Source organism: Hymenobacter jeongseonensis (assembly GCF_015694725.1).
GTDB classification, from domain to species: domain Bacteria; phylum Bacteroidota; class Bacteroidia; order Cytophagales; family Hymenobacteraceae; genus Hymenobacter; species Hymenobacter jeongseonensis.
On sequence record NZ_JADQDQ010000005.1, the window covers coordinates 199,831 to 225,631 of the forward strand.

Below are 25,801 nucleotides of genomic sequence, written 5' to 3' on the forward strand. Positions count from 1 at the left end.
CTTTTTCATACTCTGTTGTGGTGCTGGACTAGTCTAGTCCAATACGTCCCAGAAAACCTTCGTGTACTGCGTCTGACCAGCCGGGATGTTGCTTTGGTTGGTGCTCACCTCAGTCTGAGGATAGAACAGACGAGTTGGTAGCTTGTCAGCGCGGGTCGAAGCCGACTGAAGCGACGGTGGGAACTTAGGCAGTGCCGTGCGGCGGTAATCAGCCCATGCCTCGGTGCTTGCCACCGTATTCGAAGCCAAATACTTCTGGTAAATGATTTTTTCCTGCTGCGTTACAGTACGGGGAGTAGTAAGCGGCGTAGTTGGATTGAGATTAGTGTTAGTAGTTTCCGTTCCCAACCGTACCGTCGTGGTAGAAGCTTCCCAGTTTACCAAACCGTTGTTGGTGTTAGCTGCGATGTAGGCTTCATACTGCGGAATACCAGGAGTGGTAGCCGTAGCATTAGCTATCGAAACCGGAGCTGCTGTAGCAGAACGGAAGGTGTGCATGAAAGAAGCTTTGATACCGTCGAGGAAATCCTGTTTAGCAGCAGCATCGGTAGCCACAAACAATTGCCGAGTCTCAGCTTCTGCTTTCGAGAAAAGCACTTCTGACAGCAGCATCAACACAGTTCCCTGGTTAGCACCGCGGAGGAAAGTACCGTTAATCAGAAAACGCGAGCCAACTACTTCATTAGCAGCAGTGAACGTAGGGGGGTTGGCTTCGCCTAACGTGGTACCAACGTAAGCAGGCGTAGCAGTGCCTCCAACAGTTCTTTTGCCCAGAGCATAAAGCTGCGTGATGCGGGGGTCACTGTTGGCTTCGTACTGCTGAATGATATAGTTGGTGGGCATTACGAAGCTATACTCACTGGTAGTGCGCGTAAGGCCAACTGCGAAACCGTAGCGGTTATAGAAAGGATTTTGCTGGTTAGAGTTTGGACCATAGCCTGGCTGAGCTACTGCGTCGGTCCTAAGGAATCCATCCACTTCAGCCTGCAGGGCAGTCATTTCCGTACGGACATAAGCCTGCAAGGAAGGAACCTCGGCCTGACGAAGCAACACGCGCAGACGGAGGCTGTTGGCGAAACGCTTCCAGTCGGTCATATTACCACGAAAAACGATGTCTTCAGTACCTACAGCAGTTGCGTCTTTTGCTGCGTCGATATCCACAACGGCCTTCTTCAACTGCACGACAAAGTCTTTGTAGATATCCTCAGCCTTGTCGTATTTGGGATTGGTGGAGGCAATTCCCAATAGCGCTTGCGTATAAGGAATATCCCCGTACTGGTCTACCAATAACTGAAAGTTATAAACCTTCATGATACGAGCAATGGCAGCGTGATTCGGAAATGTAGCCGCTTTTTGTTCGATGAGGTTGTAGTCGTTCAGGTTGTCGTAGGTGCTGTTAAACAGTCCTTGGTAGTAGTTCGTGGAGTAGCTATACGTCCGCTCCTCCGAGAATCCGCTTACTGTGCCCGACTTACCCCAGAAACCAGCTGCAAAGCTTGAATAGCTGTTGTAGTTGGTAGCCCCACCATTGTAGTTATTGGCCGTAACAGCCAAAGCTGAAGCCAAAATAGCATTGGGCTCTACCGCAATGGGTTGGTTTGGGTTATCGTTGATGTCGAGAGCTTTCTCGCAACCTGTTGCACCAGTCGCAAGGGCTGCTGCAATCAGAACTCTAAAAATTGATTTCATGAATAGATTAGATTAAAGGGTTACGTTGAGAGTAGCCCCGTAAAATTTGGTAGGAGGAGTCTGCAATACACTGTTGATACCAACGGCGTTGCTACCGATAGCTGTACCGCTGAACTCAGGGTCGGTGTAGATATTCTCCTTAGGCACCCACGTAAAGATGTTTCGGCCAAAAACATTAAAACTTGCACCTTTTACCAGACCAAGTTTCGATACCAAAGCGGTTGGCAACGAGTAACCCAACGATAGTTCACGAATCTTGAAGAACTTACCAGTGGTAACATAGTTCTCGGCTACGCCGGTGTTCCATGTTGGGTTGTTGGCCCAGAACTCCGAGCCACCAGGGGTCAACTTCGAGGTATTGGATACATAGGTAACATTGCCGCCAGCATCAGTTACAGGAACAGCCGAATTGGGGTATACGAAGTCCTGGCGACCGTACTGAGCACTGCGTTGACCGCCACCAGTAAAGTCAAGGTTTTCACCAATGGTGTTGTATACTACGTAGCCGGTGCGGAGTTCGCCCTGGCCAGCCAATGTCAATCCTTTGTAGGAGATGCTGGTGTTCATGCCATAGCGGTGCTTAGGCTGGGTGTTGCCGAAGATTTTCTGGTCGGAGGCAATGAGGGGCGCGTAACGCTCCAAGGTTGCATCATTGGGGTCGCTTACTTTAACCATTTTCACACGGCCATCTTCGGTGCGCTGGTAGTAGGTTCCCTGCAAAACGGGGAAAGCCTGCCCAGGGATAGCGAATAGGTCGGCATTGGTGCTCTGGCGGCCGCTTCCGGTCAAGTTCAATTGGGACAGGCCATTTGGCAGCGAAACAACCTCGTTTTCGTTGAAGTTGTAGTTACCACCAACGGTCACAGTCAAACCATCCTGCACGCGGATAGGCGTAATGTTCAAGTCAATTTCAACACCGCGGTTCTGCACTTCGCCGGCGTTGAGCAGAAGCGACTGGTAACCTGACGTACCTGAGATGCTAGTTGTTACAGTTTGGTTAGTACTCTTCTGAGCATAGTAGGTAACAGCCGTGGATACACGACGCTGTAGGAAGCTGAGTTCGATACCAGTTTCAATCGAGCGGGTGTCTTCAGGCTTGAGACCTGGCTGTACCAAACCACCGTTTGCGGTGAAGGAAGCCAAGTTGCCAAAGGGGAAACCGGTACCGTTTGAGAAAGTGGAGTTCAAACGATAAGCACCAAACGAGTTGTATACACCATTGGCGGTTGCGCCGCCCAAGTTCACTTGGCTAACCTTGGTGATACCGCCACGAATCTTACCATAGTCCAAGAAAGAAAGTTCTTTCAGGACCGGTACAGCATTAGTGAAGATGAACGATGCATCTACGCCAGGGTAGAAAAAGCTTTGGTTGTCTGAATCAAGGATAGAAATGTTATCCTGACGGCCCGAGCCGTGCAGGTAGAAGAAATCCTTGTAGCCCAAAGTGAGGTCACCATAGAAAGCAATCAAACGGCTCTCAGCACGAGCATTGGCACCGTCTAGGTTACCAACACGGTTCGAAAGGTTGAAAGCATCTCCAACTACTGGTACGGCGAGGGCCGTAGAAGCAACGTAGTTAAACCGGCTGGTATTGACTTGAACGTTGTTACCCAAGATGGCTTGCACACTGATATCGCCAAAGGTCTTATCCATGCTCAAAAACAAATCCGAGTTGGTCCGATTCTGAGCGCTGGTCAGGTCCCGAACGAAGCCAGGGTAGCTACCAATCTGCTTAGGCGAGTTTGCATCCAGCGTAAATTTGTTCTGGGTGTCAATGTTCGCCTGGTTGATGTTGGTAGTGCCGATGCGGTAGTTAGCACGCAGCCAGTCGGTGAGCTTATAGGTCACGTCGATGTTGCCCTGCAAGGTGTTGCGACGGTCTGTAGTGCGGTTGGCGTCGATGATGAAGTAGGGGTTGTAGTAATAAGCGTTGTAGTAACCGTAGTTCGGCTCGGAGAACTTGTCGTTACGGTAGTCCTTATACGACGTGAGGGGAGCCATAACCGAAGTATTAAACACGTTCCAGTACACCGATGTGTTACGGTCTAAGTTAGAAGTGTAATTGGCTTTCTGCAGCGAATACGACAAGTTGAAACCGATGTTTAAACGGCCAATCTCGCGCGAAGCGTTGAATCGGAAGCTGTTGCGGCCAAATTTATCACCGGGAACAATGCCCTGATTCTGCAAATTCTGGTACGAGGTAAAGAACTTCGTTTTCTCGTCACCGCCCGAGAACGTAACACCGTTCTGCACTTGGTAGCCAGTGTTAAAGAAATCACGCTTTTCATCTGGACGGGCTTCGTAGCTGAGCATCTGAACACTACCATCGGCCAAGGTCTGCCCGAAAGGACGCATCGACCCATCAAAACGAGGGCCGTACTGCTGGTTTTCGAAACCTTGGTATTGGTGGTGGTACTCATCGTCTACTTTATTGTCTGGCTCGAAAGGCTCGCCGCCCGAATTCGTAAACCAGTCAGGCGAACCAGGTCCGAATTCGGTCTGGAACTTTGGCAGAAACGAAATAGATTCAAACTGCGAGGTGTGCGAGAAGGTAACCTGTGAATTGCTGCCGCCTTTTTTGGTGGTGATAATCAAGGCACCGTTCGAAGCCTGCGAACCGTACAGAGCGGCAGCGTTGGCACCTTTCAGTACGTCGATAGAAGCAACGTCATCGGGATTTAAGGCACCCAAAACTTCGTTGGTCGAAATAACACCGTCAATTACAACAAGAGCTTCGTTGTTACCGGTCAACGAACGGCTGCCGCGCAGGGTAATGCGAGGAGCAGCAGTTACACTGTTATTCAGGGTCGAAATCTGCAGACCCGATACTTTACCGGCAAGACCGTTGGCTACGTTGGTTACGCGAGCCTGGGTCAACTCCTTGGTATCGATGGTAGCCGTAGCATAACCCACTTGCTGCTGCTGACGCTGAATGCCGAGAGCACCGGTTACCACTACTTCACCTAACTGCTTCACATCAGAAGCCAATGAGATAGTGAAGTTGGAATCATTTCCAATTGGCTGCTCAACTGAGGTAAAGCCAATTGAGCTAATGGTAATCGTAGTAGCCGAAGCTGGTACACTTAGGGTAAAGCTACCGTCGGCATTCGTTGATGCTCCTATCGTGGTGCCTTTAACAAGCACCGTCGCTCCGGGAAGGCCCTGTCCGGATGTCCGGTCAGTTACTCGCCCCGTCAGCGAGCGTTCTTGAGCATAGACCTGCTGCAACAGGCCGGTCATGAGAAGCATGACCATACATAAGAGTTTTTTCATTTGTTTTTGAGTTGGTGAGTGAATTTGGTTAGGAGTGAAAAGAGTAAAAAAAGATTTTGGGTAAGCGAGAGAGCAATAATACACGAAAATTAGGTCACACTGCTATTCGCAACTTCCAGGGCCTAACACTTTAAAGACCGGCTGAACATGTGATGCGAGGATTTATTCCTATTTTTTTATTTGCCATATAACTGATAACAAAGAAGTTATTTACACATTAAGCAGGCACACACTCGTGATAACCCGCGTAGCTCGCCTTCAAAATTTTCGCCTGCACTGCTCTTCTCTATAGCAGACAGATTTCTTGTTTTCATTCTAAAAACAACGCTACACTCAGAATTTGCTTTGCTTAAAACCTGAATTTTCAAATTATAGCATGTGCGTTTACACTAAATGTACAGCTTTTCTATCTATAGTAAAGAGGGTTGAGCTGTGTCCGGTAACATAGCGTTCAGCTTTCTGCTATCAAAAAGGGCTTCCAAAACTGGCAGCCCTTTTTAGTGACAGTGCAGCATCATATTATAATAGTATTAAAATTTCAATACAATATATAGAAATATAAATCAAGTTATGTTATTTATAAAGGGGAGACAATACATATTAACTACAAATCATTATTTCAATATACAATAGTATTAAATTATGTAAATACTGAATGGTATTTCTGGTAACGTAACTAGGTGAAGGCCTTTACATATTCCCTTCTATCGCAGTTATGAGTGCATGCATTTTGAGTTTCACTGATATTGGTGGGCTCGTAGAAAATGGGCCATTTGCGATTTTTTGGCGATTTCATATTACATATAAATATAATACAATACTACTTCAACGTGCCCGGACCTTGCCTGTAGCATCTCAATCTGTTTTATAATTGAAAGAGGGCCATTTACAATAAAGGTCACTAAAGTGCCTTGTCTGCATCATACAACCAATTTTTAACGAAGCAATTACAAACTAGCTGCCGGCTATTAACAGTCTTTTTAGATGATTTAATTGTTTTATATTGCGTAGAAATTAAGTTATTTTTGATACACTGGGATGATTTATTACTTAACACTTTATGTCCATGAAAATAATACTATTGTTGAATCTGATATTTGTGCTCAGCTTGTTTCAGCAGGCTATGGGGCAAACCCGGACCATTTCGGGTCGAGTGACGGACCAGCGCAGTGGCGAGGGGCTGCCAGGCGTCACGATACTGCTGCGAGGCACGGCCAACGGCGTGTCGACGAATGCCGACGGAGGGTTTACCCTCTCAGTGCCGGAAACAGGGGGTACCTTGGTTATCAGCTCGCTCAGCTACGTGACCCAGGAACGTGAAATTGGGACCGAGTCAACGTTCAACATTGCGTTGGTACCGGATGTGAAACAGCTGAGCGAAGTGGTGGTGACGGGTTTTGGCACCCAAGAACGGCGCGATGTGACGGGGTCTATTTCGTCGGTGCAGGGCGAAGCCATTGCCAACTTGGCCACGCCCAGCTTTGCCCAGCAACTGGCGGGGCGAGCAGCGGGCGTGAGCATTACCACGCCTTCGGGCTTGCTGGGGCAGCAGCCGCGAATCCTCATTCGGGGTGTCAACTCTATTTCGTCGGGGACGACGCCGCTGGTGGTGGTGGACGGGGTGCCCATTTTTACGGGCAGCCAAAGCCAGTTGGGCTCCGGTTTCACCACTAACCCGCTGGCGGACATCAACCCCAACGACATCGAAAGCTACGAGGTGCTGAAAGACGCGTCGTCAACGGCCATTTACGGGTCGCGCGGCGCCAATGGCGTTATCCTCATCACCACGAAAAAGGGGCGACAGGGCCGGGCGCAGGTGACGTACGACAACTACCTCGGCGTGGCCCGTACGCTAAAGCGCTACAAGGTGCTGAATGCCGACCAGTTCATCGAAATCAGCAACGAAAAGCAAGCCAACGCTTCGGCAACGCCGATTACACAGCCCATTGCGGCGCCGTTTGAGTTGAACGGAGCGCCCGTGAGCACGGATTGGCAGGATGAGATTTTCCGGACGGGCTTTCAGCAGAACCACGTGCTGGGGGTTTCGGGTGCCACGGAGCGCACCAATTATTACTTCTCGGGCGGCTACACGGACCAGACGGGGGTGGTGCGGGCCAATTCGTTGAAACGCTTCTCTTTCCGGGCCAACGTGGACCAGGAAGTACGGGAGTGGTTGCGCGTGGGCCTGAACCTGGGGGCTACCCGAACCCAAACCCTGGGCTTGAATACGTCGACCAACGGCTTGTCGGGCAACGTGACCAATGCCTTGTCGGCCTTCCCCAACGTGCCCGCCCGCAACCCCGACGGCACCCCTTACGTGGACCCGACATCAGGGGCGCTGGGCCAGGGCAACAACGCCCAAGCCATTGCATTTGCATACCCGAACATCATTTTTCAGCTGGAGAACAACATTTACCGCAATACCAGCTACCGCCTGCTGGGCAACGTGTACGGGGAGATTGAGCCGGTGACGGGCCTACGGCTGCGCGGCCAGTTGGGCACCGATACCAACCTGAACGAGGACTTCCAGTTCTTGGACCCGCGCCAGGGCGACGGGCGCAGTTCGGGTGGCGTGGTGCTGCAAAGCCAAGCGCCCAACGTGCGGTGGAACTCGCAGCTCACCCTCACCTACCAGCGGCCTTTAGGCGAAAACCAGAAGATTAACGCGGTGGTGGGCGGCGAATGGCAGAAGTCGCGGCAGCAATACTTCGCGGCGCAGGGCCAAGGCCTTTCCGACGTTTACTTTGGCCCGAACAGCATCGTGACGGGTACCGTGAACACGCCCACCATATTTGGGGACTTTGTGGAGCGTGGCTACCAGTCGTACTTCGGCCGGCTGAACTATTCGTTGCTGGACCGCTATCTGGTATCAGCCACGCTGCGGGCAGACAAGATTTCGTCGCTCGCACCGGGCAACCGGCTGGGCTACTTTCCCGGCGCCTCACTGGGCTGGCGGGTATCGCAGGAGCCTTTCCTGCAGGGCTTGGACCTGACATGGCTCAGCGACTTCAAGCTGCGTGCATCGTACGGCGTGGTGGGCAATACGGAAATCGGGGATTTTCCCTTCGCCGGCTTATATAGTGCGGGCAAATACGGCTCGCAGCCCGGAATCGGCTACAACACCACCAGCGGCACTAGCGGCCAGTTTGGCAACGCCAACCTGAAATGGGAAAACTCCAAGAAGACGGATTTCGGGTTTGACCTGGGCTTGTTCGATTCGCGCATCACCCTGACGGCCGACTACTACCGCAACAACAACGACGACCTGATTCTCTTTGTGCGTACGCCCATTTCGCTGGGCATTCCGCTCAATGGCTACAGTGCCAACGTGGGCGCTATGGTGAGCCGGGGCGTAGAGTTGGGCCTGAACACGGTGAACATCCGGAACGAGAACCTGAGCTGGACCACCAACTTCAACTTCTCCACCAACCACACCGAAATCACTCGGCTGGCCAACAACAACGAGGACCTGCTGAATCCTTACAACGTCACCCGCCTCGGCAATGGCATCGGCGAAATCTACGGCTACGATTATCAGGGCGTGAACCCGGCCAACGGCAACCCCTTGTACCGGAAGCGCGACGGCTCGCTGATACAAGGCAACCTGAACACGGGCACGTACGCCGTTTACGACCCCGCCAGCCCCAACGACGTGTCGCAAGCCTCAACCCTGAGCGCCGCCAACGACCGTTTCATTCTGGGCCCTTCCAATCCCACCTACTTCGGCGGTATCACCAATACCGTTACGTACGGGGGCTTCGATTTTGAGCTGTTCATTCGGTATTCCGGGGGCAACAAAATCATGAACGTCACCCGCCAGCAGCTGCTGCGCATGGACTTCGTGAACAACAGCACCGAAATATTGGAGCGGTGGACCACGCCGGGCCAGCAAACCAACGTGCCCAAGGCTATTTTGGGCCGTTCGGACTTCACCAACCTCAACAACGCGGCCTCGACCCGTTTTGTAGAGGACGGCGACTTTGTGCGGGTGCAAAACCTGACGCTGGGCTACACACTGCCCAAATCGGTGCTGGGCGTCACCACCCTGAGCCGGGTGCGGGTGTATGCCCAGGTACAAAACCTGCACACGTTCACCAAATACAAGGGTGTTGACCCCGAGGTGAATGCCAACATCACGGCCACGCAGGGCAACACGTCCAACAACCAATCGGGCATCGACTTCAACAGCAACCCGCAACAGCGCGTGATTACTGGCGGCCTCAACGTGGCGTTTTAACCTTCCTAGCCTTCCTTTATTATGAACAGCATATTTAAAGTTAGCCAAGCCCCTTTTCGGCCCTTGGCGCTGGCAAGCGGCCTGGTAATGGCCTTGGGTTCTTGCGACGTCACCGACCTCCAGCCCCAAAATGCCCTCGCAGAAAATGTGGTGTACAGCGACCCAGCCCGGGTGGCACTGGCCGTTACCGGGGTGTACAGTGCCGCCCAATCCGGCTACTACGACCCGCTGACTGGCGGCGTCCTGCAAACCCGCGGCTATCCGTTTGGGGGGGCTGCCACTGAGCTCGACGATGTGCGGGGCGAAGATGTGGTGGACATGGCCGGTTTCTTTGGCATCGTGTACACCAACGCCATTACCCCGGCCAGCCCCAACATCGTCAATATGTGGAGCGGCTGCTATGCGGTTATCAACCAAGCCAACGTGACGCTGGCCGGCATCCGTCAGGCGGCAGCCAACGGCGTAATTACCCCGCAACAATTGGATGTGTACGAGGGCGAATTGCTTTTCCTGCGCGCCCTGGCTCACCATCAGTTGGTTATTCACTTCTCTCGGCCCTTTACTGAGAACAACGGTAGCAGTCCCGGAGTACCCTACCGCACCGACCCCATCAACACCGAAGCGGCCGTAGCCCAGGCCCGCACCGCAGAGCGCGGGACCGTGGCCGAGGTGTACACAAAAATGCTGACCGACTTGGACTCAGCCGAATCCAAACTGCCGGACACCCGCTCCGGCAACGCGCGCGTGACCCGAGCAACCAAAGGCGCCGCCATCGCCCTGAAGCAACGCCTGCGTCAACACCAGGGCAACTGGGCCGCCGTGGTCACCGAAGGCCAAAAGCTCATTCAAGGCACCACATCATTTACCAGCCCCATTGGCGGCTATGCCTTGGCCGCAACCCCGCAGGCAGCGTTCCCCGGCGGGGCGACAGTTACGGCCGAGAATATTTTCTCGATTGAGAACAGCTCCGACGATAACCCGGGCGTGAATGGGGGACTGCCTAACGTGTTTGGCTCACGCTCTGGCCCGCCGGCCAACACAACTGGTACAGGCCGGGCCTTGGTCGCCATCAGTCCGTTGCTCTACAATGCTTCTTTCTTTACGTGCGACGACTTGCGCCGGACGCAGCTTATGCAGTTGGATGCCGGTTCGCAGCCTCGCATCGTCACCCGCAAATACCGCGACCCCGCTACTAGCACCGACTTCGCGCCCATTATTCGGTACGCTGAAGTGCTGCTCAACCAAGCCGAGGCCTTGGCCCGATTGGGCACCAACAATACCCTGGCCCTGGCCTTGCTAAACGCCGTGCGCAACCGCGCCGTAACCGCTGCGGCCGAACAATACGCGCCCGGCTCGCTTGCCGGCACGGCATTGGTGCAAGCCATCCTCAACGAACGGCGCATCGAGTTCGTGGCCGAAGGCTTCCGCTGGGACGACATCCACCGCCTGTCCGGCGAAATGACGTTCAGCCCGCGGCCGGGTGGCGGCATTCCGGCCAAGTACGCCACCGCTCAGATTACCACCACGGCCTACGGCTGCAAGGCGCCCACCGTAGCGCCGGGCCAGGTGGACATTGCTTACTCCACCCCTCTATTTCTGTGGCCCATTCCTTCTTTGGAAACCGCCAATAATCCGACATTAGCGGCGCAGCAAAATCCCGGTTACTAAGAAGCTATATTTGGATACAAAAGCCCCAGCCATCCCAGGCTGGGGCTTTTTTTTGCTGCTGCCAGTCCGTAAACTCTCGATTTTGGGTCCCCAAAAAATAATATCGGATTAAAAATTGATTAAAAATAGGCGTCTCTCTTTTAGACAATCTTGAAACTGAACAATTCAGCCTCATTTTTTTAATGTAAATGCAAAAAATATTCGGTTTTTAAAAAAAATAACTGCTTTTTAGAGGCTATCTGCATTTTTTTCATGCTGATTTAACGGTTGTGCCTTATTTTTGATAATACAAAGTTCCCATAAACATTTTTTTAACATCACTTTTTTGTCCATGAAAAAAATCATACTCATGAGTTTTGTGCTCATGTTTACTCTCCTTCACGGGGCGATGGCACAAACCCGCACCGTGTCTGGTCGGGTGACAGACCAAGCCACGGGCAGCGGCCTGCCTGGCGTTACTGTATTGCTGAAAGGCACAACAAATGGCGTTTCTTCGAATGCTGACGGCGCTTTCAGCCTCAGTGTACCTGAATCGGGTGGGACGCTCGTATTCAGTTCAGTTGGCATGACGACGCAGGAGCGTAACATTGGCACCGACTCGCAGTTCGATATTGCTTTGGTGACTGACACCAAGCAGTTGACGGAAGTAATCGTAACCGGCTACGGTGCTCAGCAAGAGCGCCGGGACGTTATCGGCTCTATTGCTTCGGTAAAATCTTCTGACTTTAAAGACCAACCCATCATCGGTGTTGACCAAGCGTTGCAGGGCCGCGCCGCAGGTGTGCAGGTAACCCAGGCCTCGGGTACGCCCGGTTCGGGCATCAGCGTGCGGGTTCGTGGCGCGGCTTCTATCGGAGCCAGCAACGAGCCGCTGTATGTAGTTGACGGTTTGCCTGTTATCACTGGCAATACCTCGCAGCTCGGCGCGGGCAACCAGGGCACGAACGGTTTGAACGACATCAACCCGAACGACATCGAATCCATTGAGGTCCTGAAAGATGCTGCTTCGGCCGCCATCTACGGTTCGCGGGCTTCGAACGGCGTCGTGCTCATTACCACCAAGCGTGGCAAAGCCGGCAAAGCCCGTGTCGACGTTGATTACTACACCGGTTCGCAATCGGTCTGGAAGCGCCCCGAAGTAATCACCGGCTCGCAGCAAACCCAACTGTTCTTGGACGCTGCCGCCAACCGCTTCCCCGCCAACGCCAACGGTAATTACCCTACCACTTTTGGTCCTGCTAACGACCGCTACGTGTTCCGTACCAATGCTGACTTAGCGGCTTACATCTACGGCCCGGGCGACGTTGGTGCGAAAGATGCTAACGGCCTCCGCGACTACATTACCCCCACTGGCAACCCCATCCGGCCCCTTACCCAGTTCCAAAACCCCAGCACGGCTACTAATACGGACTTCGTGAACGAGGTATTGCAGTCGGCTCCCATCAGCAATTACGGCCTGACTTTCTCGGGCGGCACAGATGCTAACCGCTACCGCGTAGGCTTGAACTACTTCGACCAGGAAGGCACCATTGTTGGCTCGGGCTTTACCCGCGGCAGCGCCCGCTTGACCCTCGACAACAAGGTTTCAGACAAGGTGCGCATGGGAACGTCGGTGGGCTTGACCCAGAGCGTTAACAACCGTATCAACAACGACAACAGCATTTACGGGGTACTGACGACTGCTCGTCTTTACTCCCGCGACCTGCCCATCTACCGCCCAGATGGCACGTACTACAAGGATGGCTCGCTCGAGAACCCGGTAGCTGCTGCCAAAGAGCCTATCATCAAGAGCGTTAACAACCGCCTGATTGGCAGCCAGTACGCTGAATTTGAATTCATCAAGAACCTGAAGTACCGCGCTACGTTTGGCCTGGACTACACTTACGCCCGTGATGACCGGTTTTACTCGACCCTGACCAACGCCGGTGCTGCCGTACGTGGCGAAGCCAGCTTGGGCACGCTCCAGGACCTGAACTATAACCACATCAGCGCTTTCAACTACGCCAAGACGTTTGCCGAAGACCACAACGTGAGCGCCTTGCTCGTGGGTGAATACCAGCGCGATTCCTATAGCGACTCGTTCCTGCAGGCTACGGGCTTCCCCAGCAACTCCATCCGTGAGTTATCGGCCGGTGCCAACAAGACCATTGCTACTTCCAGCTCAACCGGCAACGCCCTGTTCGGTGCCCTGGCCAAAGTTGATTACTCGTTCAGAGGCCGTTACCTGTTGGGTGCCTCGGTTCGTCGTGACCAGTCGTCGCGTTTCGGTAAGGACAACCAAGTAGGTTACTTCCCAGCCGTATCGGCAGGATGGCGTGTAATAGACGAAGCTTTCTTCAAGGACCAAACGGTTGTGAGCGAAATGAAGCTGCGTGGTAGCTACGGCGAAACCGGCAACCAGCCCAACGGCAATTTCACTTCGCGTGGTCTGATTGGCCCGGGCGCCAACTACCTCGACCAAGGCGGTTTGGCATTCACTCAATTGGCTAACCCCAGCCTGAAGTGGGAGCGCACAAAGCAAACCAACGTCGGCATTGACCTCGGCTTCTTGGAGAACCGTTTCTACATTTCGGCCGACGTTTACCAGCGTAAGACGGACGACTTGTTGTTGCCCCAGCGTTTACCCACAGATACAGGTTTCCCAAGTTACTCAGCCAACGTCGGCAATATTGAGAATAAAGGCGTTGAACTCGCTTTGACGACCGTCAACTTCCGCAACGAAGGCACCGGCTTCAACTGGGAAACCAACTTCAACATCAGCTTCAACCGTAACAAAGTAACCAAGCTCTCGGACCCTGCCATCACGGGTTCGGCTGCCGGTTTCGCCAGCCGCCTCATCGTGGGCCAGCCCCTCGGCGCTTTCTACGGCTACCGTGTTGACCGTTTGTTCCAGACGCAGGAAGAAATCAACCTGCTGGATGCTGAAGCAAAAGTGAAGTCCAATTCGCCTACTGCCCTCTACCAGACGAGCCTGACTCGCCCCGGCGACATTAAGTTCAAGGACCTGAACGGCGACGGCCGCATCACGGCTGCTGACCAGGAAATCATGGGCAACGCCCAGCCCAAGTTCTTTGGTGGCATCACCAACACGTTCCGCTACATGGGCTTTGACCTGAGTGCTTTCGTGCAGTACAACGTTGGCAACAAAATCTACAACCACTCGAAAGCCTTTACCCAAGGCATGAGCACCACCTACAGCCAGGACGTTGACGTGTTGAACCGCTGGACCCCGACCAACACGAACACCAACATTCCCCGTGCCGTGTACGCCGACCCCAACACGAATGCTCGTACTTCCGACCGCTTCCTGGAAGATGGCTCGTATGCCCGCCTGAAAAGCTTGACGCTGGGTTACACCCTGCCAACCACGCTGGCCACCCGCGCTCACATCCGCACGATTCGTGTGTATGCCCAGGCGCAGAACTTGGTGACATTGACCGATTACTCGGGCCTTGACCCAGAAGTGAACACCTTCAGCGGCACCAACACCTCGCTGGGCACAGACTTCTTCACCTACCCACAAGCCCGCACCATCACTGGTGGCATTACGTTAGGCTTCTAATCTTTTTGATTTTCTATAACCATGCAAATAATGAATTTTCGTCAGCTTGCTACTCGTTCGGCTCTGCTTTTGTGCCTGGGCCTGACAGTAGGAGCTTGTGATGACGCTATCAACGTGGAGCCGTCGAACAGCGTAAGCTCCGACACCGGTTTCACCACCAAAGAAGATGCCGCTGCTGGCTTGCTGGGTGCGTACGACGCCATCCAATCGGCCGAATACCTCGGGTTGGCCTTCCCAACCATGGCTGATTTGATATCGGGTGATATCCGCCACTTGGGCACATTCGTGACCACCTACGGCGTAATCGGCCTGAATCAGACGCTGCCCGATAACATTCAGGTGGGCAATACATGGAACGCAATATACAGCGCCATCAGCCGGGCCAACTACTTGTTGCAGGAAAGCGAGAAGATTTCCGACCCTGCATTTCCAAAGTTGGCCACCCAGGCTCAGGCCCGGGCCCTGCGTGCGTTAAGCTACATGAATCTGTTGGCCTTGTGGGGCGGTAAGCCCGAGGGCTACGGCTACAACGGCGGCCTTGGTGTGCCATTACGCCTGAGCCCAACTACTGCGATTGGCCCTGAAACCGCCGCCATACCACGTTCGTCGGAAGCCGAGGTAGCCACGGCTATCCGGGCTGACCTGGACTTTGCCATTGCCAACCTGACTCCTGGCGCCGGCAACCGTGTTACCAAAAGCTCCGCGTTGGCTTTGCGTGCGCGGTTTGAATTGCGGATGCGCAACTATGCCGAGGCTCTTTCCTTTGCTAACCAAGTAACCCCGCTCGCCAACTTTGCAACGTCCGCTCCAACGGGCGCCACTGCTCCCGACGCGCTCTGGCAGTTGTTTTATTCCAACACCGACCAAAGCCAGTACGCTTTCTACTGGTATCCAGCCCCCGGTGGACGTAACGAGTTTGACCCAGGCACCAGCATCGCCGCAGCCCACCCCGCTGGTGACCTGCGTCTGCCCATCAACGTGGTTTCGGCTCCTACTACGATAACTGTTGCCGGCGCTCCGTTTGCGTTGTCGGCCGGTACCACGCAGAAGTACTACCGCACCAGCTCACGTGACGACCGTTTCAACGTGGTTCGTTACGCCGAAGTGGTGTTGACCATTGCCGAAGCAGCTGCTCAAACGGGTGATTTGGCTACTGCCACCAACAACCTCAACATCATCCGGACCCGGGCTGGCCTCGCGCCTACCACAGCGGTTACTCCCGACGAACTCGTTGCTGACATCTTGTTGCAGCGCCGCTTGGAGTTTGCGTACGAAGGCATGTATTGGTTTGACCTGCGTCGTACCAACATGGTACAGACGGCTCTGCCCACTTACACGCAGCCCTTCCGGAACCTGTTCCCGATTCCGCTCCGCGAAGTGCAGCTGACCAATAACCTGATTGCTCAAAACGAAGGTTACTAGTAGTTGCTCCTGAGCATAAAAAAAGCCCCGGCCAATTGGCTGGGGCTTTTTTTATGTAGCTGCTAAATCGAAAAAATTAAAGGATGTACTGGCTGAGGTCCCGGTTCTTCACCATTTCGTTCAGCCGCTCGTTCACCAAATCGGCCGTGATGAGGATGCGGGCATTAGGCCCAATCTTGTCGGGCACGTCGTAAAGAATATCGTTTAGCAGGCGGCTCATGACAGTATGCAGGCGGCGGGCGCCGATGTTCTCCACTTCGGCGTTTACCTGCGAGGCGATTTCGGCGATGCGTTCAAGCGCCGCGTCGTCGAAGGTTAGCTCCACATCTTCGGCCTTCAGCAGCGCTTCGTATTGTTTCGTGAGGGCGTTTTTCGGGTCTTTGAGGATGCGAAAAAAGTCCTCTTTGGTCAGGCTCTGCAGCTCGACGCGGATGGGGAAGCGGCCCTGCAGCTCGGGAATCAGGTCGCTGGGCTTGCTGACGTGAAAAGCCCCGGCGGCAATGAACAGGATGTGGTCGGTATTGACGATGCCGTATTTGGTATTCACGGCCGAGCCTTCCACAATGGGCAGAAGGTCGCGCTGCACGCCCTGGCGGCTCACGTCGGGGCCACCGCCGTTGCGGCCGCCACTGCTGGCCACTTTGTCGATTTCATCGATGAAGATGATGCCGGCGTTTTCGCACTGGCGGATGGCTTCGTCCTTCACCTCGTCCATGTCGATGAGCTTGGCGGCTTCTTCGTCGAGCAGGAGCTTGCGGGCTTCGGCCACGGTCACTTTGCGCTTGCGGGTTTTCTTGGGCAGCATGTTGCCCAGCATGTCCTGCAGGCCCGATAGCGTGCCTTCGTCCATGCCGGGAGGCGCGCCCATCACGCCAATGCTGGGGCCGGACTGCGCCACCTGAATTTCAATCTTGCGGTCTTCGAGTTCGCCGTTCTTGATTTTCTGGCGGAACCGCTCGCGGGTGCGCTCGTTGAGCTCGGCGTCGGACTGCGGCACGTCGTCGGCTCCCCCCCCATTGCCGAAGCCGAGTCCGGTTTTGGCCCCGGCGGGGCGGGGCACGGCAGGAATCAGGGCATCCAGAATTAACTCTTCCACGGCATCGGCCGCTTGGGCCTTCACGGCTTCCTGGCGGCGGGCTTTCACACGGTTCACGCTTTGTTCGGCCAGGTCGCGCACCATGCTTTCCACGTCGCGGCCCACGTAGCCCACTTCCGTGAATTTGCTGGCCTCCACTTTCACAAATGGGGCGTCGGCGAGGTGGGCAAGGCGGCGGGCAATTTCGGTTTTGCCTACGCCAGTGGCCCCAATCATGAGGATGTTGTTGGGCACTATTTCGGCCTGCATCTCGGCCGGGGCGTGCAGGCGGCGCCAGCGGTTGCGCAGGGCAATGGCCACGTGGCGCTTGGCATCGTGCTGGCCGATGATGTACTTATCAAGCTCGGCCACAATTTGGGCCGGGGTGAGGAAGGTGTCGTTGAGCATGGGATGAGTACGGATTTTCGGAATAAAAGGAACGTCATGCTGAGCTTGCCAAAGCATCTCTACCACGCCACCAAACCCGTTCGGCTGGATTACTTGTTGCGGTAGAGATGCTTTGGCAAGCTCAGCATGACGTTTTATTTGTCAACCAAGCAGTAGTTATTCCTTCTTCTTGAACAGCGAATCCAGGTTGCGCGACAGCGTGAAGTACTCGCTGGAGCCAGCGGCTTGCAGCACGGCGTGCGTGTAATCTAGCTGAAAGCTGCTGATGCGCAGCATGCCTCCAAAGCTGAGGCCGGCGCTGCCGCTGGTGTTTTCGAGGCGCAGCTCGCGGCGCTGGAGGTGGTTGTAGCCCACGCGCAGCTGTAGGTTTTTGCTCAGCACCAAGGCGGCGCTGGCCGTGAAGTGACGGGCCAGGTTATCACCAAAGCTTTTCTTGGGCTTTTGCTCTACGTTGTTGCCGTCCAATTGGCCGCGCTGGTTGGGGTCGAGGTACTGAATGTCCCACTGCTGGAGGTGGTGCGCGGTGAGGGAGAGGCGCAGGGGCATGTGCTCGGGCTTGATGGTGGCACCCAGTTGCACATCGAGCGGCAGGGGCCCGCGGTCGGTGCCGGGATAGGGCGCAAACTGGAACCCCAGGTTTTTGGCCGCCAAGCCCACCGTAAAGTCCTGCGTGGCGTGCTTGAAAACGACGCCCACATCGCCCACACCCGCCATCGAGCGGTTGCCGGCAATGCTGGAAACTGCCAGCTTGGTGGTGGCCCCAAACGTAAACTTGCCCTTGGTATACGAGTCCGACACGCCCACGGTGTACTCGTTCACCCCGAAGGTGCCAAGGCTGTTGCCGGCCGCGTCGTAGCTCTCCAGGCTGCCGTAGTTGAGGTAGGTGATGCCGATGCCAAAACGGCCGTACTTCTCCGTGTTGAACACATAAGCGCCGGTGCTTTGCTTGATATCGGCCACGTAGGCCACATAGCTCAGGGCCAGGCGCCCGTCCATCTCCGAGTTAAGCAAGGCCGGGTTGGCAAACAGCATGCTCGGGTCCTCGTTGCGATTCGACACGTTGGTGCCACCCAGGGCCGCTTGTTGCGCGCCCACTGGCAGGTCCAGAAACGGAAACACCGTGCGGCCACCTAGTTGCTGCGCCGAGGCGGGCCGCAGCCCGAGAGCACCCACCAGGAGGCAAAAACCGGCCAGCCGGTATGCGGAAACGTGCTTCATGTAGCTAAGATAAGCGGCAACCAAGCCTTGTGAAGGCGCTAAACGGCGGCCAAGCAGCCGAAAGTACCCGCGAGCGGGAAAAATGCTGCTCCAAACGGCAAATTTGCTCCTTAGAGCAGCATTATTGCCGTTCGGAACAGGAACACTGCCCCTCCGAACAACAAATTTGCCGTTCGGAGCAGCATTCTTTAGCTCCGAGCTAGATTCAACCCCATGATGCTGCTGAAATGCCGTACAGAGCAAGAAACAGAGTAGCTCTGCACGGCATTTCAGTAGCACTATTGCACCTCTACGCTGGGGCCCACAGCGGGCACGGGTTCATCGCGCACGGGCAGCTTCTGCGGGTGGGGCACCAGCTCGTCGAGCAGCGCCACGCGCAGCACGTCGTCCACGCGGTCGGCGTAATGGATGGTAAGGCCCTTGAGGTAGTCTTCCTGAATTTCCTCAATGTCCTTGCGGTTTTTGGGGCACAGAATGATGTCCTTCATGCCGGCGCGGCGGGCGGCCAGCAGCTTCTCCTTAATGCCGCCCACGGGCAGCACCTTGCCGCGTAAGGTGATTTCGCCGGTCATAGCCAGCCGCGGGCGAATGCGGCGCTGCGTGAAGGCCGAGGCCATGCTGGTGAAAATGGCGATGCCTGCGCTGGGCCCGTCCTTAGGCACGGCGCCCTCGGGAAAGTGAATGTGCAAGTCGTATTGCTCAAACAAGCGGTAGTCGATGCCAATTTCATCGGCCCGCGAGCGCAAGTAGGACAAGGCCGTAATGGCCGATTCCTTCATCACATCGCCCAATTGGCCGGAGAGCGTGAGCTTGCCGCGCCCACGGCTCAGCAGGCTTTCTACAAAGAGAATGTCGCCGCCCACGCTGGTCCAGGCCAGGCCCGTTACCACACCGGCCGTATCGTTGTCCTGGTACTGGTCGCGGTCGAAGATGGCCGCGCCGAGAATTTTGCGGATTTCGGCCGGCTCCATCACGGCGGGAAGAGGCTCCTTGCCGGCCTTGCGGCGGGCCAGGTTGCGCGTCACGGCCGCGAGCTTGCGTTCCAGGCCACGCACGCCCGACTCCCGGGTGTAGTCGTCGGCCACGCGGTGCAGGGCAGCGTCGGTTATTTTCACCTCGGCTTCGCCCAGGCCGTGGTCTTTCAGCTGCTTGGGCCAGAGGTGCTTGCGGGCAATCTGCACCTTCTCTTCCTGGGTGTAGCCGGTGAGGTCGATGATTTCCATCCGGTCGCGCAGGGCGGGCTGAATGGTGTCCAGCGAGTTGGCCGTGGCAATGAATAAGACCTTGCTCAGGTCGTATTCCACCTCCAGGTAGTTGTCGGTGAAGGTGGCGTTTTGCTCCGGGTCCAGCACTTCCAGCAAGGCCGAACTGGGGTCGCCGCGGAAGTCACTGCTCACCTTGTCAATCTCATCAAGAATAATGACCGGGTTAGAACTGCCCGACTTCTTAATCTGGGCAATGATGCGGCCGGGCATGGCACCCACGTAGGTTTTGCGGTGTCCGCGAATTTCGGCTTCGTCGCGCACGCCGCCCAGGCTCATGCGGATGTACTTGCGGCCCATGGCCGCCGCAATGCTGCGGCCGAGGCTGGTTTTGCCTACGCCGGGAGGGCCGTACAGGCACAAAATCGGCGCCTTCAAATCCTGCTTCAGCTTGAGCACGGCGATGTACTCCAAAATCCGCTCCTTCACTTTCTCCAGACCGAAATGGTCGGCGTCGAGGATTTTCTTGGTTTGCTTGAGGTTGAATTTGTCTTTCGTGTACTCGCCCCAGGGCAGGTCCAGCAAAAACTCCACGTAGTTCATGCTCACCGAATAATCGGGGGCCATGGGGTTGGTGCGGGCCAGCTTCTCCATCTCCTTTTTGAAGTGGAGCGCCACGCTTTCGGGCCATTTTTTGGTTTCGGCGCGGGCACGCAGGCGATGCACGTCCTCGTCAGGACCTTCCTGGCCCAACTCGTCCTGCAGGGTTTTGAGTTGCTGGCGCAGAAAGTACTCGCGCTGCTGGGCATCGATACCGGTGTGCGTTTTGGAGCGGATGTCCTGCTTGATTTCCAGCAGCTCGGCCTGGCTCAGCAGCGCTTCAAGGAGCTGGCGGGCCTGCTGCTCGGGGTCGGCCAGTTCCAGCAGCTTCTGCTTGGCGGGCAGGTCGAGCTGCACGTTTGAGGACAGAAAATGGGTAAGAAAGGCCGGCGACTGGATACCATCGAGCATGGCCCGGGCTTCCATGGGAATTTCGGGGGTCAGCTCCAGCACCTTGGTGGCGGCTTCGCGCAGGGCCTGCAGCAAACCGAATTCGCCGGGAATGTCGGGGTTCAGGGCCACTTCGGCGAAGTAACTCACCCGGGCGGTGAGCAGGGGCGTAAAGCTCAGCTGCTCTTCAATGGTGAAGCGCACCTGCCCTTGCAGAATGATGGTTACCTGGCCATCGGGCTGTTCCAGCAGTTTCAGAATGCGGGCCAGGGTGCCCACGGGGTGCAGTTCCTCGGTGGTGGGTTCGTCGGCATCGGGGCTGCGCTGGGCCACCACGCCCAGCAGCTTGTCGGCAGCATAGGCCTTGCGCACCAGCTTGATGCTCTTTTTGCGGGTGACGGTGACCGGCAGCACCACGCCCGGAAATAGGACGGTATTGCGTACGGGCAGTAGCAGCAGCGTGGGCGGCGCGTCGTCGCTGCGGAGCAGATGGTCGGGGTCGGCGGCCATAATGGCGATGGCTTCGGGTTGAGAGTTGGAGTCGCTGAACACCCGCATGGGAGTTGAAACGGAGGATTTAAGTGTTGCCAAACGCATGGACGAGGATAAAGCCAAAAACAAGGCGGGCAAGTGCCACATTGGCAGCCCACAGCTCCGGGAAAGGACAAGTACAAGGTACAGCTTCCCGACGCGTTTTCGCTTCAAGGGCCGTGCCAGCGGAGCCAGTCCGCCAAAGCGGCGCACTAGCGAGCCCGGGCCGAATCACCGTTGGTTCATAAATCCCTAATTTTTTGGCAACTTGCGCATCTTTCTATTTTTAGTACTCTACTAATGTCCCTTTTATTGCGCTGGTGCCAATTTATTTTCCTGGTTCTGCTGGGAATGGCCGCCGCGCCGCGCGCGCACGCCCAACGCCGGCCGGCGAAAAGCATCCCCGCCGCCGCCTCTCCCTCGGCCGATACCACCAGCGGTGGCGCCTCGGCCGCGCCCGCCCGAAAAGCTAGCAACCCCACCCCCGCGGCCAAGAACTCCACGCCGCCGACCATTGCTCCAGGGACGTACCGCGTGCGGGCCCTCAACAGCCGCCTGAGCCGCAAATTGCGCCTCAGACCCGACGGAACGCCCGATTTTGTCAACATCAACCGCTATTCTTTTTACGAGAATAAGAAAGCTCTTCGGGAAATTTCCCGGGCCGAGCGCCGCCGCCAGTTCCACCAGGCCCGGCTTCTGCTGGAAGACTACGTGGCGCACTTTGGCCCCGTCAACTTTGCCCGCAACACCGACATGCTCTGGCGCCTGGGACAGCTGCTGGAGCGCGACAGTCAGCAGGTGAAAGCCAAAGCCTATTACCGCCTTGCGCTCAAGCATCACCGCACCGATATCAAAAAGGTGCAGTTGTACTATGACTCGCTGGAACAGAAAAACCAGGACCTATACGTGCCCCTCAAAACGTACTACGACCTGGTGGAGTACCGCAAAAATCTCAACACCTTTCACCCGCCTCGCGGCGTGTACACCACCATGGGCGACGCCGTGAATACCACCTCGCCCGACTACGGCCCGGCCATAAGTGGCAACGATTCGCTCATCCTATTCAGCAGCAAGCGCAAGCGCCGCGGCCTGACCGGCGTGCGCGACGAGGACTTGTATTTCTCCCGCCGCGAAGGCGTGAGCTGGAGCGATGCCGAGCCCATGCCCAAGCCCATCAACTCGCCCAACAACGAAGGTTCGGCCTGCCTGAGCAAGGACGGCCGCACCATTTTTTTTGCCCGCTGCGAGTGCGCTACCTGCCACGGCAACTGCGACTTGTTTACGGCCACCAAGGGCAAAGACGGCAAGTGGGGCACCCCCAAAAGCCTGGGCAATGCCGTGAATTCGCCGGCCTGGGATTCGCAGCCCACGCTGTCGCAGAACGAGGACACACTGTACTTTGCCTCCGACCGGCTGGGCGGGTTCGGTTTGTCCGACATCTACTTCACCCACAAGCTGAAAAATGGGCAGTGGAGCCCCGCCGAAAACGCGGGCCCGGTGGTGAACACCCGGGAAAGCGAGGTCAGCCCGTTCTACCATCCGCTGTACCACGTGCTGTACTTCAGCTCGCGCGGGCAACTGCTGAACTTTGGCGATTTCGATATTTATAAGACGTACAAGGTGAGCGGCCGCTGGCAGGAACCGCGCAACATCGGGCCGCTGGTGAACGGCAAGGGCTCGGAATACTACTTCACGATTGACGCCCAAAGTAAAAACCTCTACTATGCGCGGTCCGAGGCGGCGGATTTGAACAACCTCGACCTCTACTCCTTCCCGCTGCCCATGGAGGCGCAGCCCCTGGCCACGACCCACGTCGAGGGCACGCTACTCGATTCGGTGTCCAGCAAGCCGCTTAAGGGCATTGTCAGCATCATGGATTTGGATAATGGCATCGAAGTGGCCAGCAAGTTTATCCGGCCCGATGGCACGTTCGATTTTGAGTTGATGGAAGGCTCCCGCTACGCCATGCTCATCCAGAGCACCGATTTTTTCAGCGTCGAAAAGCAGTTTGAGCTAAAGGGTGACACGGTGATGACCTTGCTCACGAACAGCATCGACTACAAGCTGCCGCTGATTTTTAAGAACATCGAGTTTGAGCAAGGCAAGTACACCATCCTGCCAACCATGCACACCACGCTCGACCGCATTGCCATTTTTCTGGTCGACCACCCCACGTTCCGCCTCAACATTGGCGGCCATACCGACACCAGCGGCGACCCCGACGTGAACGAGCGGCTCTCGCAGGACCGCGCCGAGGAAATCCGCAAGTACATCGAGCGCAAGGGCAAGCTCAAGCCCAACCGCATCGAGAGCCTCGGCTACGGCTCCTCCCGTCCCCTGAAAGATGAGCTAACCGACGCCGACGCCAAGGTGAACCGCCGGGTCGAGTTTCGTCTCATCAAGCCCGACGACGAGAAGCCCGCCGACGGCGGCGACTGGAAGTAGGGCGCCGCTTCGCTCCTACTCCACGGCCGTCACCCGCACCGGCTTGCCGTTGAATACCGCTTCCTCGCCGGCTCGCATTCCTTTCAGCGCCACCGCCACCGGCGCCGCGGCCGATACGGCAAAAACGTCTGCGCCATTCACTGCCAGTTTGCCGGCGCTGATGCTGATGTAGAACTGCCCCATGCTGGTGTGCACCAGCGCGCCGGGCCGCACGGTGTCGCAAGCAGCCTCGGGGTTGATGCGGGCCAGCTCAGCTTGCAATTGCTGGGCCTGCTGCATGTGAGCGGCGTTGCGGTCGCGCTCGGCGTTGGCCATTTCGCGGCCGGTTTCATACTTATCGCCGGCGCTGCTCTTGGTTTCGGAGCTAGAGGATTCCTGCGCGGCCTGCATGGCGGTGCGGGCGGCTTCGATGCGCTCTTGGATGAATGCTAGGCAGGCGGCGTGAAGAACGGGTTTGGTCATTTTTTATTTGTCAGTTAGAAACCAGGCAGCAGCTATCAAAAGAATCTATTCCTAGTTATCCAGTGCTAGAGTCGGCGCTTTTACCTTTCAATGAGGCCATCTGCCACCTTCCGGTCATTGCCCAGCCGCGGCACCTTGTTCTGCCCGCCCAGCTTGCCCAGGCTTTTCATGTAGCGCTGGAAAGCGCCGACTGGCAGTGGCGTGAGGTGTAGCGGCACGAGGATATTGCCCTTGCGGAGGTCATCGTAGTAGCTGTTGCGGCGGCGCAAAGCGGTATCCAGCGCGGCAGTAAAAGCGGCGGAATCCTGCGGCGAGCGGGCAAACTCCACTAGCCACTCGTGGCACGAGGGCGTGGCGGGGTCGTCGCTCACCAGCGGGGCCACGGTAAATTCGGTGACTTCGACTTCCGGAAATTGGCCCATTGTTTCGCGTAGCGCCTGCTCCACCTCCTCGCCGATGACGTGCTCACCGAAAGCCGAGAGGAAGTGCTTGATGCGGCCCGTGACCACCACACGATGCGGCGCCAGGCTCACGAAGCGCACGGTGTCGCCAAGGGAATACCCCCACAAGCCCGCATTGGAAGTTAGGACCACGGCGTACTGCTGGTCCAGTTCCACATCAGCGATGGTGAGGCGGGGCGCGTTGGGCTCAAAGAACCGCTCGGCAGGCACGAATTCGAAGAAGATGCCGCTGTTAAGCAGCAGCAGCAGGCCGGGATTGCCGGGCTCGTCCTGGAAAGCCAAAAAGCCTTCGGAAGCCGGAAATAGCTCGATGCTGTGCACGGGCCGGCCGATGCTTTCGAATAGCTTGGCGCGATAGGGCTCGAAGTTGACGCCGCCGTACACGAACAGATTAAAATCGGGAAAAATGTCCTTGATGGGCCGGCCGGTGCGGGCCGTAAGGCGGTCGAAATACATCTGCACCCAGGGCGGAATACCCGAAATGAGCGTCATCTTTTCGCCCAGCGTTTCGTCCACGATGCGTTCGAGCTTGGTTTCCCAGTCTTCGATGACGTTGGTGGCGTAGCTGGGCAGCTGGTTGCGGCGCAGGTAGGCGGGCACGTGATGGTTGGCAATGCCCGAGAGGCGTCCGGTGCGGATGCCGTGGTAGATTTCCAGCTCGGGCGAGCCGGACAGGAATATCAGCTTGCCATCGAGAAACTGACTGCGGCCGGTGCGATAGATGTAGTAAAGCAACGCATCGCGCGCACCGTCGATGTGGTTGGGGATGCTGGCCCGCGTGATGGGGATGTATTTGGTCCCGGAAGTAGTGCCGCTGGTTTTGGCCAAGTACAGCGGGTGACCGGGCCAGAGCACGTTGGCCTCGCCGGCTTGGGTGCGGTCGAAGTAGGGCTTGAGGGCTTCGTAGTCGCGCACCGGCACCTGGCGGGCCAGGTCGGCGGGCGTGCGCACGCGGCCCAAATCGTGGGCACGGCCAAACGCGGTACTGGCCGCCGCCGCCGTGAGTTGCCGGAGCAGCTCCAATTGCGTGGTTTCGGGGCGCAGCTGCCAGCGCTGGTAACGCCGGGCGATGTACCGGGCCAGCGGCCGGCTGAGCGCAGATTTCAGTCCCATAATCCGAGGAAAAAAGCCATTCTGGCGGCTGCGAAGGTACGTTGG

The 25,801-nt window shown here is 56.4% G+C and carries 12 protein-coding genes; 5 read left to right on the top strand and 7 right to left on the bottom strand.

Annotated features, from left to right (window positions below; all coding sequences use genetic code 11):
• Positions 1-33 precede the first annotated feature (33 nt).
• Positions 34-1,689, bottom strand: coding sequence for a SusD/RagB family nutrient-binding outer membrane lipoprotein (locus tag I2I05_RS12630; RefSeq protein ID WP_196282615.1), 1,656 nt, complete (start codon positions 1,687-1,689; stop codon positions 34-36).
• A gap of 12 nt (positions 1,690-1,701) precedes the next feature.
• Positions 1,702-4,962, bottom strand: coding sequence for a SusC/RagA family TonB-linked outer membrane protein (locus I2I05_RS12635; protein ID WP_196282616.1), 3,261 nt, complete (start codon positions 4,960-4,962; stop codon positions 1,702-1,704).
• Positions 4,963-6,028: 1,066 nt separating this feature from the next.
• Between I2I05_RS12635 and I2I05_RS12640 the strand changes: the two genes are divergently transcribed.
• The 4 genes from I2I05_RS12640 (at position 6,029) to I2I05_RS12655 (ending at position 15,851) form a co-directional block, all read left to right on the top strand.
• Positions 6,029-9,199 (top strand): SusC/RagA family TonB-linked outer membrane protein, encoded by a 3,171-nt coding sequence (locus I2I05_RS12640; protein ID WP_196282617.1) that lies wholly within the window; start codon positions 6,029-6,031, stop codon positions 9,197-9,199.
• 21 nt (positions 9,200-9,220) lie between these two features.
• Positions 9,221-10,867, top strand: coding sequence for a RagB/SusD family nutrient uptake outer membrane protein (locus I2I05_RS12645; RefSeq protein WP_230688311.1), 1,647 nt, complete (start codon positions 9,221-9,223; stop codon positions 10,865-10,867).
• Positions 10,868-11,231: 364 nt separating this feature from the next.
• Positions 11,232-14,429, top strand: a complete 3,198-nt coding sequence (locus tag I2I05_RS12650) for a SusC/RagA family TonB-linked outer membrane protein (protein ID WP_196282618.1) — start codon at positions 11,232-11,234, stop codon at positions 14,427-14,429.
• Positions 14,430-14,459: 30 nt separating this feature from the next.
• A complete protein-coding gene (locus I2I05_RS12655; protein ID WP_196282619.1) occupies positions 14,460-15,851 on the top strand; it encodes a RagB/SusD family nutrient uptake outer membrane protein in 1,392 nt (463 codons plus the stop codon).
• 76 nt (positions 15,852-15,927) lie between these two features.
• Here the strand turns inward: I2I05_RS12655 and hslU are convergent, their stop codons facing one another.
• The 3 genes from hslU to lon all read right to left on the bottom strand — a co-directional run bounded on the left by hslU (position 15,928) and on the right by lon (position 21,302).
• Positions 15,928-17,334, bottom strand: a complete 1,407-nt coding sequence (gene hslU / locus I2I05_RS12660; RefSeq protein WP_196282620.1) for an ATP-dependent protease ATPase subunit HslU — start codon at positions 17,332-17,334, stop codon at positions 15,928-15,930.
• Positions 17,335-17,490: 156 nt separating this feature from the next.
• Entirely contained in the window at positions 17,491-18,552 is a 1,062-nt protein-coding gene (porQ, locus tag I2I05_RS12665) for a type IX secretion system protein PorQ (protein WP_196282621.1), read from the bottom strand.
• Between the two features lie 278 nt (positions 18,553-18,830).
• Complete coding sequence (gene lon / locus I2I05_RS12670) at positions 18,831-21,302, bottom strand: endopeptidase La (RefSeq protein WP_196282622.1); 2,472 nt, start codon at positions 21,300-21,302, stop codon at positions 18,831-18,833.
• A 273-nt stretch (positions 21,303-21,575) separates the two neighbouring features.
• Between lon and I2I05_RS12675 the strand changes: the two genes are divergently transcribed.
• On the top strand, positions 21,576-23,720 hold the full coding sequence (locus tag I2I05_RS12675) for an OmpA family protein (protein ID WP_230688312.1): 2,145 nt from the start codon (positions 21,576-21,578) through the stop codon (positions 23,718-23,720).
• 15 nt (positions 23,721-23,735) lie between these two features.
• Here I2I05_RS12675 and I2I05_RS12680 read toward each other — a convergent pair whose 3' ends face one another.
• Together I2I05_RS12680 and I2I05_RS12685 are read right to left on the bottom strand one after the other, a co-directional pair.
• A complete protein-coding gene (locus I2I05_RS12680) occupies positions 23,736-24,182 on the bottom strand; it encodes a 3-oxoacyl-ACP synthase (protein ID WP_196282623.1) in 447 nt (148 codons plus the stop codon).
• An 80-nt stretch (positions 24,183-24,262) separates the two neighbouring features.
• Positions 24,263-25,756, bottom strand: coding sequence for a GH3 auxin-responsive promoter family protein (locus I2I05_RS12685; protein ID WP_196282624.1), 1,494 nt, complete (start codon positions 25,754-25,756; stop codon positions 24,263-24,265).
• Between the last annotated feature and the right edge of the window lie 45 nt (positions 25,757-25,801).

Bases quoted from the DNA above. Each gene is read 5' to 3' on its own strand.
- lon (WP_196282622.1), bottom strand. From the start codon at position 21,302: ATGCGGGTGTTCAGCGACTCCAACTCTCAACCCGAAGCCATCGCCATT.
- hslU (WP_196282620.1), bottom strand. From the start codon at position 17,334: ATGCTCAACGACACCTTCCTCACCCCGGCCCAAATTGTGGCCGAGCTT.
- I2I05_RS12635 (WP_196282616.1), bottom strand. From the start codon at position 4,962: ATGAAAAAACTCTTATGTATGGTCATGCTTCTCATGACCGGCCTGTTG.
- I2I05_RS12675 (WP_230688312.1), top strand. From the start codon at position 21,576: ATGTCCCTTTTATTGCGCTGGTGCCAATTTATTTTCCTGGTTCTGCTG.
- I2I05_RS12685 (WP_196282624.1), bottom strand. From the start codon at position 25,756: ATGGGACTGAAATCTGCGCTCAGCCGGCCGCTGGCCCGGTACATCGCC.
- I2I05_RS12645 (WP_230688311.1), top strand. From the start codon at position 9,221: ATGAACAGCATATTTAAAGTTAGCCAAGCCCCTTTTCGGCCCTTGGCG.
- I2I05_RS12640 (WP_196282617.1), top strand. From the start codon at position 6,029: ATGAAAATAATACTATTGTTGAATCTGATATTTGTGCTCAGCTTGTTT.
- I2I05_RS12650 (WP_196282618.1), top strand. From the start codon at position 11,232: ATGTTTACTCTCCTTCACGGGGCGATGGCACAAACCCGCACCGTGTCT.
- porQ (WP_196282621.1), bottom strand. From the start codon at position 18,552: ATGAAGCACGTTTCCGCATACCGGCTGGCCGGTTTTTGCCTCCTGGTG.
- I2I05_RS12630 (WP_196282615.1), bottom strand. From the start codon at position 1,689: ATGAAATCAATTTTTAGAGTTCTGATTGCAGCAGCCCTTGCGACTGGT.
- I2I05_RS12655 (WP_196282619.1), top strand. From the start codon at position 14,460: ATGAATTTTCGTCAGCTTGCTACTCGTTCGGCTCTGCTTTTGTGCCTG.
- I2I05_RS12680 (WP_196282623.1), bottom strand. From the start codon at position 24,182: ATGACCAAACCCGTTCTTCACGCCGCCTGCCTAGCATTCATCCAAGAG.